General features: G+C 49.2%; 5 protein-coding genes. 1 reads left to right on the forward strand and 4 read right to left on the reverse strand.

The genetic code is table 11. The features are described from left to right. Positions 1–34: 34 nt before the first annotated feature. The 3 genes from V5T57_RS03235 to V5T57_RS03245 all read right to left on the reverse strand — a co-directional run bounded on the left by V5T57_RS03235 (position 35) and on the right by V5T57_RS03245 (position 8284). Positions 35–3133 carry a bacteriohemerythrin gene (locus V5T57_RS03235; RefSeq protein WP_332889720.1) on the reverse strand — a complete coding sequence of 1033 codons (3099 nt, stop codon included), beginning with the start codon at positions 3131–3133 and terminating at the stop codon, positions 35–37. Between the two features lie 390 nt (positions 3134–3523). Continuing rightward, positions 3524–7051 (reverse strand): sensor domain-containing protein, encoded by a 3528-nt coding sequence (locus V5T57_RS03240; protein ID WP_332889721.1) that lies wholly within the window; start codon positions 7049–7051, stop codon positions 3524–3526. Between the two features lie 3 nt (positions 7052–7054). Continuing rightward, positions 7055–8284, reverse strand: coding sequence for an ABC transporter substrate-binding protein (locus V5T57_RS03245; protein ID WP_332889722.1), 1230 nt, complete (start codon positions 8282–8284; stop codon positions 7055–7057). 328 nt (positions 8285–8612) lie between these two features. Here V5T57_RS03245 and V5T57_RS03250 point away from each other — a divergent pair, with 328 nt between their 5' ends. Then, positions 8613–10541: a cyclic nucleotide-binding domain-containing protein gene (locus V5T57_RS03250; RefSeq protein WP_332889723.1), complete on the forward strand. Its 1929-nt coding sequence runs from the start codon at positions 8613–8615 to the stop codon at positions 10539–10541. A 417-nt stretch (positions 10542–10958) separates the two neighbouring features. Here V5T57_RS03250 and V5T57_RS03255 read toward each other — a convergent pair whose 3' ends face one another. Continuing rightward, a complete protein-coding gene (locus tag V5T57_RS03255) occupies positions 10959–12920 on the reverse strand; it encodes an alkaline phosphatase D family protein (protein WP_332889724.1) in 1962 nt (653 codons plus the stop codon). Positions 12921–13007 lie beyond the last annotated feature (87 nt).

Raw genomic sequence — 13007 nt, forward strand, 5'->3', positions numbered from 1 at the left:
TCCAACGCAGACCAACCATGTATCTAGAGCAGGCCTAGACAATACCTTGCTTTTTAAAGTGGCCACAGTAGCTTTGATCCGAATGTAGGATATGCTCCAAAAACTCACCTTTAAGGAACGTTAAGAGCTCTGTAGTCATGGCCACACCTTCTGTATCCAGACGCTGATGGTAGTTTTGTACTTTGGTTTCCAGCTTACCATGGGCAACTTTATGGGCTTCCACCCCTTCATATCCACTCTCGGCCATCATGCTCTCCTCACGACGGAAGTGGAAAACCGTGTAGTCCACCAACGCCCTGAGTACCCGCGCCAAAGCGACATGAGATTGTCCCATTTCATGAGCAGAAGCCAGACGATTGATATAGTTGATTAAACGGTGGTGGTCTTGATCCAAAATTTGTACACCCACACTCATTTGTGGTTTCCACACCACCGCAACCTGCTCATCATTGGCCTCTTCACCCACATAGATGGTATCCAGCTTTTCAAAGAGGTTAATACGGTAGGCGTTAAAGTCACCAAACAGTTTATTGGCTGTTGCCAAATCCCCTGCGTTGCTGGCAGTCACCACCTCTTTGGCCAAGTTGTGAATCCGTTCATGAACCGAAACCGCCTCCTGCCATATGGACAATTGACCAAACTGCGACTGCCCCTCTTGGTCCATCCACTGCCCTAATTCACAGCTATGAGCATCGGTCACCTCATGGGCTTCCATCGTGGCACGATTCATAATGACGTGGCTCAAACGGGTAAGCCAGTTTAGGTGGGCCTTTTTAACCGACTCCACATCAAAGGGTGGTTCACCCCAGTTTAGGGAGATCATGGTGGTGTTCAGATTCTCCGTACTGTTGCCAACCATATCCACCAAGGTACCAAATTGGGCCACAGAGGCTTCCATATAACGGGAGAGATCTTTGACCTCACCCATATTCTGTTCAACCTGATGCACCACCTCAGTGACCTCTTCTGCAACCTGGAACAGCGCAGTGATCTGTTCCTTGGCCTGTTCACTGGCCGCAGAGACTTCATGAGTTGCATGGGCGGATGCCGATGCCGATGAGGCAATACGCTCCACCCCGCCTGCCGCCATACCGGCTGATTGGGCCACTTCACTGGCGGCACTGGCCAACTCCTCAGCCATGCCAGCTGTGGTGCGAGAGGAGTCCGTCACCTGCTCGACAGATTGGTTGATCTCCGTAATGGCATGGGTTTGCAGCTCAACAGCCTCTGCAATTTCAAGATTGGCATGGTTAATATTTTGCACAATCTGCTCAACAGCACCGGTTGCATCATGCACCGCGCGGGTCTGTTGCTGAATGGCGTCTACCTGTTCAGCAATGCTTTGGGTTGCTTCAGAAGTTTGTGTGGCCAGTTCTTTCACTTCATTCGCCACCACGGCAAACCCTTTACCCGCTTCCCCCGCACCAGCGGCTTCAATAGAAGCGTTCAAAGCCAGCATGTTGGTCTGCTCGGCAATGGAGTTGATCAGATCAACCACCTTACCGATCTCCTGGGTATAACCGGACAGTTGCGTAATGGCACCGCGGGCTTCATCGGTTTGTAAACTGGCTCGATCGGACTCATTACGGGCCTGTTGGCAACGCTTGGCCACACCACCCAACGCGTGGCGCATCTCGTCGACTGAATCACTCACGCTGCCCATGGAGTCACTAACTTGCTCAATGTTATGTTGCATACCCACAACATTCATCGACATCTGCTCAGCTGCAGCTGCCATGGTAGTCACATTCCCAGAGACTGATTCCGCATCCCCCGCCACACCATCCATACTTTGAGCCAAATCACCCGACTGCATTAAAATGCTATCCATATGGGTATTGGTCTGTTCCACCGCATCTTTAATCTGTGTCACAACCTCAACCTGACGCTGGGTTTCAGCATCGGTCTGACGGGCTTTATCGCGGATGGCATGGGCATCTTCAGTCAGTACATATTTAACCTCTCCCAATTGACGAACGGCAGCGGTTAAACTATCTGCTTGCAAAGAGACCCGACGTAAGGTCAACGATAAGGTGTGAACCATGGCGTTGAAATTGGTTGAAATACTATCCAACTCATCAGGTTTGGATGGAATATCCAGACGACGGGTGACATCTCCACCGGTAATACCGCCAATCTGTCTACCAATATAGCCAATACGTCGAATAAAGCGGCCAACCAACAACGCATAAGCCAGACCCGCAACCACCATCATGGCAATAATGGTGACCAACAGGTAGGTGATCATGGCTTGCTGATTGTTTTCAACTTTGGCGATATCTAACTGATAGACCACCACACCCACTGATTTACCGGAGAAATCTTTAATCGGATGATATGCCAGCGTGTAATGATCATAACGCCGCTGTTGGTTACCCTGCATACCAGCCAGTAGCGCATCGGGCTCAACCAAAGCGGGTAAAAAACCTTTGGTTGATCCTGTGTAAACAAATTGGCCAGCCTTTTTAGGGTTGGATTTCTTAAGCTTTTTTGCAATATCCAAATAGCTGTCATGCAACAGTACACCCAGCTCTTCTACCGCTAACACCTTCGACTTTTTAATCAACTCTGACATCGGTAAGAGCGTTTCAAGTGAACCAACCTGGTTACCTTGATCATCAAAAATCGGTGCCAAACCACGAAGCACAAATCCACCACGACCGATCTCAATACCCTCAACCGGTTTACCTTGTGCATTTACCTGACGCACAGTATTGCGAAAACCAGACAAATCATCCCCACCAGTACCATTCCAGATACGTAGGAAAGAGCGCACAGGGGGTAGATGAAAATGTACCCGAAACCGCTTCATACCCGTAATCTGTTCAACCGTTTTTTTAATGGGTGCCATATGCTTGGCCAGTAACGAACGAGCAGCAGCCTCATCGGTTTTTTGCAGGGTATAGGCCTCTTTTACTTGAGGCAGATTGGCAATGATGGCCGAGGCCAACAGCGCTGTACGGCTCATACGCGCCATATTTTGATCAATGGATACAACCTTGGTGGCAATCTGTTCTTCAAGCAGAATACGGGTATTGTCCTCTAACGCCCCACGGGAGACCTGTAAAACCACCACTGCAGTCACAACCAATAGCAGCAAAACTGGAACAATCAGTTTAGCTTTAAGATTCATCACATTCTCCCCAAGGTGAGCAGACTGCCCAATACCCATCGCCCATGTAACTGATACGTCATGAAAAAATCATAAAGAAAGATCAATGATTAATGGTTTTGATCTATAATAAAGCCATTGAATCACTATGGCCAAGCATACCTTGCAAAACCATTATTAACAATGAAAATACAATCTGTTAGCTTAACATAAGGCAATAAACAGAATATGACATCTTGTCATGCATAGCGTGTAATTTCTACAAAATAAGATGGTATTTTCGGCACTTAGCCCTATTTTTTTCGAAAAAAACATCAACTTCTGTATGGGGATTTTCACACAAGCTGGAAAGATTAAGATGACTTTTGCAGGGCGTGGCGTGCGTGTAGATCGGTGGAAGGTGGATGATCTTTATGGGGTGGGATGATCTTTAAGATAGGTCTGAAATTGTTGACGATCCAAAGGTCGGCTGAAGAGAAATCCTTGTACCTCTCCACACTGCAGATCACGCAAGAAGGCAAGCTGAGCATCTTGTTCCACCCCCTCTGCAACCACATCCAGTTTCATCGCTTGAGCCATAGAGATAATAGAAGTGACGATGGATGCATCTTCCACACTGGTGGTGACATCTTGAATAAAGGATCGGTCAATTTTTAGGGCGTTTAGGGGAAAACGTTTCAGATAGCTCAAGGAAGAGTAACCGGTACCAAAATCATCAATGGAGATATGCAAACCCAAATGTCGTAACTGCTGAACGGTCTCAATGGTCTGCTCTGCATCCTGCATGGCGATGCTCTCTGTAATCTCTAACTCCAAACCATCCGCCTGCAAGCCACTGCTGTGCAGCGCCTGTTCAATATTGGCCACCAAGTTTGGATCCTGGAACTGTCGTGCAGAGAGGTTAACCGCCACACGTAGTGAGGGGTGCCCCTCTGTGCGCCACTGTTGGGTCTGTTGGCAAGCGGTTTGTAAAATCCAAATACCCATGGGCAGGATTAAACCGGTCTCTTCGGCCAGTGGAATAAACTGATCGGGCCCGATTAACCCCTGCTCAGGGTGTTGCCAACGGATCAGGGCCTCCATCCCCACCATCTGGCCTTGGCTTAAAGAGAGTTTAGGCTGATAGTGTAGCTGAAACTGTTGCTCAGTCAGGGCATAACGTAGATCCCGCTCCATGTTCATACGTTGATGATTGTGGCGGTTCATATCCTGAGTAAAGAAGATATATTGACCACGACCAGCCTCCTTGGCTTGATACATGGCGGTATCTGCATTTTTAGTCAGGGTTTCAAAATCCTCCCCATCTTCCGGATAGAGCGCTATACCAATACTGCTACCAATAAACACCTCTTGGCTTTTCAGCTGAAAGGGTTGTTTCAGTGACTCAATAATGTTCTGTGCAATTTTGGCCGCCTCAGCCGGTTGATGAATCCGTGGAAGAATAACCGTAAATTCATCCCCCCCTAAACGGGCCACCGTATCACTGCGTCGTAGGGTTTCACGAATACGCTCACTGACACTTTGCAACAGCAGATCACCGGCATCATGCCCTAAGGTATCGTTCACCAATTTAAAGCGGTCCAGATCAATAAAAAACAGTCCGGTCTGGTCCTGGTCACGCGCTGAGATCTCCAGCTCATGCTCTAAACGATCCCGAAAGAGTGCACGGTTGGGTAATTTGGTTAGGGGATCATAAAAAGCGAGCCGCTCCAACTTTTCTTCTGTCGCTTTTTGGGTGGTAATATCTAAAAAAATGCCCACATAGTGGCTCACATGCCCATAGGCATTACGCATGGCATTAATGGTGAGCCATTTGGGGAAAATCTCCCCGTTTTTACGTCGATCCCAAATCTCCCCTTCCCAACTACCTGCCTGTTTAAGGGCTTGCCACATTTGCTTATAAAAACCCTCATCATGCCGACCAGATTGGGTAATGGCAGGGCTTTGACCCATCACCTCTTCACGGCTGTACCCGGTGATCGCTTCATAGGCGGGGTTGATATCGGTAATCAGCCCCTCGGCATTGGTAATCACAATGGCCTCACTGGCGCTTTCAATAACCCGTTTGGCCAGCAGGAGATTATCCTCGGTTATTTTACGCTCAGTAATATCCTGGATCGTTCCCGATACCCGTAGCGGTTTGCGGTTATGATCATACGCAACCTCACCTAACATAATAACCGAACGCACCTCGCCCGAGCGACGCAGCAGGCGGGTCTCAAATTCAAACCCAACTTCAGGATCAGCCAACGAACGGGTGACCCCCTGCTCTAAAAATTTGGCATCCTGTGGGTGGGTCCGACGCAGAATATCTTCAAAGGCCGGTTTAAAACTTTGGAGTGCCTCCCCAAAAATACGGAAGGTCTCATCAGACCAGAACATATGGCCACTCCCAAGCTCCCACTGCCAACTCCCCAGATGGGCAATCGCCTGTGCATGAGCCAGATTGGCCTGATTACGCATCAACGCCTGTTGGGACGCTTTGAGTTCTGTTATATCCAACCCCACCACCAGATAACCCTGTTGAACATGGTTACCATGATTATGCACTTGGGTGATGGATAACCGGACTGGGAAGGTGCGTCCATCCTTACAGCGGTAGCACCACTCCCGTTCATCCACCTCACCCTGGCTGGCACGATACAGAATGGTCAACAGCGGTATGCTTAAGGGCTGATCACTCTCTATATGGATGGGTAAATGGCGATTTTGCAGCTCCATAGCATCATGCAGAGCATCCAACTTCATGTGCCCTAAAACTTCATGGGCCTCAAACCCCAGCTTACGTTGCGCTGCAGTGTTGAACTGAATGATCCGACCCGTGGCATCGGTGGCGATGATCATGGCATCGGCACTCTCCAAGATCGCCTCTTGCAGATCACTGACCACACGCAATGTCTCTTCAGCTCGTATGCGTTCTTGAAGTTGATTTTCCAATGCTTGAGTACGCTCACCCACCAATTTTTCCAAATGCTGACGGGTGGCCGTCACCTCCTGGTACATATGGTGAAACTTGTGGGTAAGTTGGGTAATCTCCTGAACACCTGGCTTTTGCTCAATCGGATCTGGGTCCACCCCTTTGGCAATGGCCTCCGCTTGTCGGGAGAGACCCACAAGTGGGGCCACTAACAGTTTTTGCCCCCACATATAGAGCATGGCCCCCAGTAGCACAAGCAGTAACAGACCCAGAAGCAACGTATCCCAAACCAGTTGGCCACGGGCCTGTTGCAAGGCCATATTATCCATGACCATTTCAAGGGTTATACCCACTTCTCCCAATATTTTTTGGGTGCTCTGCCCCTGACCTGGCTGGCCAATACTTAACAGTAGGCGCTTGTCTTGCCATAAACGAATACCACCTTGACCAGACTGCTTATGCTCCAGGGGCTCCAACCGATCTAGCGGTATACAAACGGCCAGGGCGCCTTCTGCCCCTTGTTGCCAAAGGACTGGTGTGATCAACCACAATTGGTGGTTACCATCTTCCTGTGCATGCACATACTGCATATGCGGTTGTACCCCTTGCAGCACAGACTGGACAGATGAGGTATCCAAGGGTCCATTTTTGGCTGTTTGGTGAAGAACCTTCCCTTCAAAATCCATTAACACCAAGGGGTAACGTTCACCAATTAACCGAACACTGGCCAGCCAATCCATGGTATTGGCCAAATTGGTTTCAGGTTGTAAAACCCCCTGAATGGTTAATGGATTCGCAGCAATATCCGCAAGAACCGTCAGGTGACTTTGCGTAAACTGACGCAACTGCTGAGCAACACGATCCAAATGTAAACGGTTGAGGTGTTGAGTCTGCTGTTCAAAACTTTGATCCATACCACGGGTTAAAACGACACCTAAAAGCAGTGCCACACCCAATACACTGAGTAAAATAGCCAGTGCAAACAGCTTGGAAAAGCTGAACTCTTTAAACAGACCATTCACAATTTATGGCTCCGTATGAATTTTGACATTACCCAAACCATCAAATGTGGCCATGGTGTAATCCTCTATCCCCAACGCTTCATGATCATCTGAGTGCGCTGTTTTTGGCGGAGAAAAGGGTCTGACATAGGTTTTGATCAACCCTTGAACAGGTGTTTTTAGATTTTCCAACGCTTGGTGTATGGCCACACGATCATTTTTGACATTACCCGTTAATCCAGCTTGATGGCTTGCCGCCATAAGAATACGGGTTAGATCATAGGCATGTTTAAAACCGGCTGGTGGACGAATATCCTGAGGGGTGGAAATGGCATTAGGAAAGAGCTGCATGGCTCGTCCAAGTACCTGTTGGGCATGAGGGGAGAGCACCCCATCCAAAAAACTGAAGCGGCTCTGTACATACTCCAATTGAATGGTACGTAAGACTTTGGAACCCACTTTTTTGGAGAACCCTCCTGCACTAACCCCCCAATGACTTTGGAAAGGACGTCGCCGCTCAGGCTCCAACTCAGCCATGGCGGTGGCAAAAGTGACAGACTCTGTAGGGTTAACCACCAGTAGAATAGCATCTGCTTTCATGCTGGCTGCTTTACGCAGAATAATTTTAGCAGCCGGTTTGGAGATCCCCCAATTGGACCAAATAACCGGCAGGTCATCAATGCCATACTCAGCCGCTTTGGCGCTCATATTTTTATGGTTAAAACGGCCCCATCCAGTATCTTCTGCCACCAGAACCAGTTTTTTATAACCGCGCTTTTTAATGGCATGCTCCACAATAACGCGCCCTGCCACGGCATCATCCACCGATAAACGGAAAATCCAGTTGGGGGCCATTTTACGGGTAATTGGACCTGCAGCCGCCCACGGGTTTAGCGTTAAAATACTGTTGTTATTGATATATTTCTTATTAGCCAAGAGAGGTGGTGAATGCAGTCCGGTAAAAACCAGCAGCGCGTGATCATCTTTTAGAAAATTTTTCTGATTATACAAATGACGTCGGGTATTACCCCGATGGTTCACCCGTACAATCTCAATCGGGTGTCCAGCCAGTTGGTTATTTTCTTCGGCTAAGGCGGTGCGGATCCCCCACTCAATAGCCTGACTAGAGGGGATGGAGCCACTCCAATCCGCATCGATATAAATACGATATGGGGTTTTATCCTGCGCATATGCTGTGACACACCCCAAACTCAGTATTAGGACGAAGATTACCTGTTTAAATATGGCTTTCATCAGGACCTCTCACCGTTTTATAACCCATCTACCTATAAGAAGAATTCTCCTTTATAGAGTCTACATGGTTTAGCTCTTCAGACGGAATTATTAATAACTTTTAAACCCACATTTATGTGGCTTGTCGGCCTAACACATCTGTTTTTTACGCGATCATCCACCACCACCGACCCGAATTGCCCACACTTTAAGCATCTGATCGTTTGATATGCTAATTTTTGGGATATGCGCATGATATTGCATCAATATGGGCTGATATCGGGCGTTTTATTTCGGTCCAGAGTTTGCGGTATACGCTGTATGGGACTGTAACTGGATGGAGAGCAACATGTTTGAATCACTCACTGATTTTGCACCCTTTAACCATCTTAATCCTGTACAGAAACAGCAACTGGATGCTGTTATGGAAGCACGGTTGTATGAGGCAGGTCAGCTGTTTATTCGTCAACATGATGAGACCCGGTATCTCTATTTGATGATTCAGGGTCGTGTGCGTCATACCATCAATTTAGATGGACCAGAAGATGCCATAACCATGGATACCACCCGTTTTCCGGGGGCGGTGCTGGGTTGGTCGGCATTTCGTCCACCCCATCGCTATATGGAATCGGTGGTATGTGTGGAACGTAGCCATTTTTTACGGCTACCCATTGATACGTTAGAAGCACTGATCGCCGAAGATGCCAACTTTGCCCTGCCCTTTCTACATGCCTTGGCGGTAGAGGCGGACATGCGGCTACTGCATGCCCGTAGTTTACTCACACCATCCACCGGTGAGGTGACCCATATTGCAGAAGAGGATGAACTGGTTGCAGAGCTCCTTGATCGCCACTCAGCTTTGGATCGGTCACTCTTTTTCCAAGTTTTTGATGAGGCCGAACGCAACCACTTTGACTCTCTGGCCAAAGAGATCACGCTACCTGCAGGAGAGATGCTCTATGAAGAGGGTGAACCTGCAGAATATTTTTATATTTTAGCGGGTGGCCGCCTGGAAATGGCTTTTATGCAAGGTACCCAAGGGGGGGATGCCGTGATGCACCCTTACCATACCTTGGCCCATGCTGGACTTGTCTTGGGCTGGACCGGCCTGTTGAGTGATCTCTATGAGGGATCTGCCAAAGCCCTCACTGAAACACACCTTTTAGCCATACCCATTGCTGAACTACAGCGCGTCATCACCGACCACCCTGAGCAGGGCGCCCGTTTTTTCCGTCGTATTTTATGGGTAGTGGGGGGGCGCCTACGGGCTGTGCGGGTACGCTTTATCATGCAGCAGTTTAATGAAGAGCGGTTGGCTATCCGCTCTTTACTTAACCTTTATGGCCCCCAACTGGCCATTACTTCGCCTCTACGCAAACTCCCCCATTTGCTGGAAAACCGCTTTACCATTGCCGATGGTTTTCGGGTGTTAAGCATGGTGGCCCGCAATGGTAGTTTTGTGGAAAAAAATCTCGCCACAACTTTCATGGAAATTTTAGAGCGGATTCGTGCCGATTTACGTTTTTTCCAAAAACTGCAACAGATCTATGAGCGGGTGGCAGAAAGCAGCTCCGATCGTAGCCCCGAGGAGGTCCGTACCCACTGTAATATGGGCTTTGGTGAGCTCTATGACATGATTGATATCACGGTTGAAGGGGAGGAAAATTTACCGGTAGATACCGGTCATATCTTTATGATGAACCATCTGGTTAACCATATGGACTATCAGCTACCTGCGGGTTTTCTGATCACCATGGATACCCACTTCCTGACCGCTTTTCTCTACCGAAAATATGGTCAAAATGCCATGCGTGTAGTGCGTCGCTCCGACCGGGATGAGTATGAACACCAACAATATTTTGATCCCTTTAACTACATCTATGTCGGGGGCCCAGAGCTGGAGGAAAACCCCAATCAACGTCAGCAGATTCGTCAACGTTTTTTTCAAGAGGCTGGTGCAGCGCTCGATCATGGGCGTAATCTGATTATCTGCCCGGAAGGCAACACCACCTCGACCGAGAAATCCCCTCTCCCTTTTCAAAAAGGGGGGTTCCTATTGGCTGCTCAGATGCCCAAAGAGCCACTTATTGTACCGGTCGTGTTGGCTTGGTTTGATAAAAAGCTCACCCGTCAAAAACCTGTGGTGCGCATACTTAAACCCTTTCATCTATCTAAGCAGATGGACGACCCCCAGGACCGAGCGCAGATGAACCAGTTTGTGACCAAACTACAGGGTACATACGACCAAACCCTTCATGACATTCGACAACAGGCATAACATCGCACTTGTGACCTATCTGGATACACAGGGAATAGGCATCTATCAGGGGGCATGACGCGGACAGCCAAGCATAGGGTGGATTTGTTAGGTATGAGTACACAGGCTGTACGGACGACAGATCTGTATCTGCCGTGTTAAACATGGGTGCAGAATCACCCATGAAACAGCCGTGCCCGCAACCCTAGGGGTATCGCCTCTGCGCTCACATCGATCATTCAACCGGTGATGGAGAACCCCACACGGAACAGAGCCCGTTCTATTAAAGCGACAGCACTATTTAGCGCCATGCCATACCCCATACATTGACGACAATGGGGGGTAGCCGTCACCGATCCCCCTTATGCAGACCCGACGCCCACGCCTTGACCCACATATGGGGTAATGCAGAGATCGCCCAATCACGCGGATGATCACCTATTGCCAGCGGGAGTGGTGCTCCATACGCTCAAAGGGAATACCTTTTTCAGCACTTACAAACTGACGGACACGCCAAGGGCGCCCCGCCTCATCCAACTCCACCAAACCAATACCAGCACCGTTTAAGACCCGACGCCCATCGGCATGCCCCTCCGGCTTACGGGGTATAATGCGCATACGACGGCGACGGGTAAACCAGTTTAGAGGTGAGCGGGGTGCATAGAGCCAGCGGTTGAGGGTATCTAGCGTGGCCAACAATTTTTTAGGGAATTCATTGCGCAGACCACTGCTGGTAATCTGCCAGATATCGGGCCCCCCTACCCGTCCACGCAGCTCCACATCGTACATAAAGGAGTAGTGGACGTCTCCCGACAGAATGACAAAATGCTGTGGGGTTTTACGATGCATAAAGACATTAAGAATAGCCTCAGCCGTACCAGGATGAGCCATCCAGTTCTCTGCATCCACCATGAGAGGCTTACCCAACCAGGTAAAGATCTTTTGTATGGTTTCTATAAGCTTCACCCCATAGATGGGCGCAGGAGAGACCAGCAAGACCGCATCTTGCCCCCTTAGGCGGTGCTGCAAATCACCAATGGCTTCCCAATCCAATAAACCAGAAGGCTGTTGCGCAGCACGCTCAGAGCGCCAACGACGGGTACGGGTATCGATCACCACCAATGGTGGCTCGGTGGGCCATGTGTACTCCCAGGATTCAAAATGTAAAAGCTGGGTGATGTAGTCATCATAGGACCCATCACCAGGCTGCTGAAAAAGTTGAGTCAACGGATCGACCATTTGATGGGGAAAAGCATCCGGATGGTTGCCCCAACCCTGACAGACCAAATATGCCAATAGGCCATTTCCGATCATACGTCGGGAGAAAGGGTGTTCATAAACGGTCTCTTCCCAGGCCCGGTGTAAGTTCCAGTCATCGGTAATATCATGATCATCAAAAATCATGGCCACAGGTAGGTGGGCCAAAAGCCGCTGTACTTGGGGCAAGCCCTCTACAAACTGGTCTATAATGCGCTGTTCTTCTTGATAGAGTGCCTGATTTGACGCACTTAACCCTGTCGGCATCTCTGGTTGGATAAACGTCCACACCACAGGTGACCAAACCAGCAGATACATGGTGAGATATTCACCCAGAGTAATCAGATGATTCTCTGCTGTTTCCGTGGTAAAGATCGGCTTACGCACACCACCAAAAAGGGTCTCTTTAAGCGATCGGTTCACACGATCTCTTGGCAAAAGGTGGGTCCGCCCATAGTAACTGTCGGTATGTTGGTAAAGCTGTTGGGCAGAGTCTACACTGGGTATTTCAGACGCTTGTAATACTTCATTGGGTAGATTAAGTACCTCAATCAAAGCATGTATGGCCCGTAACATTGGCCCCGCGACATCATCCCCATAGATCTGATCTCCAGACAGTACCAACATGGCAGGCCAGCTGGAGAGATCAGCATGGCTCTGCTCCTGAACCATGCGCTGCATCAGGGTATCTGCAATGACCAAACCATCTGCTGAGTCATGGTGGGGTTTGCGACAGGAACCATGCCATACACCCTGCACTTTAGAGGGAATTTTAAACCCCAGCATTTCACGCCCTGGATAACACATATCCGGGCAATGCTGGGTTAAATCCTGCCATGGACCGTTGGGCTCATACTGAACCTCCAACCGGTAATCAATCCAACAATCTCTAGGTAGTGACTGAGGCAACGCCACATCAATAAGCATGATATGAAGGTGTGCCCCAGCTTGTATGTGATGAAGTTGGGGGCTCTGCGGATCCAACAGAAACATCATCTCAGGCTGAGACGCCGTCCTTAGGATCAAACGTATCGGCCAAGGTTGTGCCATGGCCAGCCACAAGACGACACGGGTAGGTTCTACGCGGCGTAAAATGGGGCCAGCCAAAAGTGGGTGCTCTGCCCCAGGGTGGGATCTCATCATGGTTGGTGTATACCTGGTTGATTTCAGCCTTGTTCAGCATCTGATCAAAACACAACCTGACCGCAGATCATACAAGGGGTCCTGGCC

Source organism: Magnetococcus sp. PR-3 (assembly GCF_036689865.1).
In the GTDB taxonomy this organism is placed as follows: Bacteria; Pseudomonadota; Magnetococcia; order Magnetococcales; family Magnetococcaceae; genus Magnetococcus.

What these genes read in the sequence shown, in the direction of transcription:
- V5T57_RS03235 (WP_332889720.1), bottom strand. Translation starts at nt 3,133, where the DNA reads ATGAATCTTAAAGCTAAACTGATTGTTCCAGTTTTGCTGCTATTGGTT.
- V5T57_RS03245 (WP_332889722.1), bottom strand. Translation starts at nt 8,284, where the DNA reads ATGAAAGCCATATTTAAACAGGTAATCTTCGTCCTAATACTGAGTTTG.
- V5T57_RS03250 (WP_332889723.1), top strand. Translation starts at nt 8,613, where the DNA reads ATGTTTGAATCACTCACTGATTTTGCACCCTTTAACCATCTTAATCCT.
- V5T57_RS03255 (WP_332889724.1), bottom strand. Translation starts at nt 12,920, where the DNA reads ATGATGAGATCCCACCCTGGGGCAGAGCACCCACTTTTGGCTGGCCCC.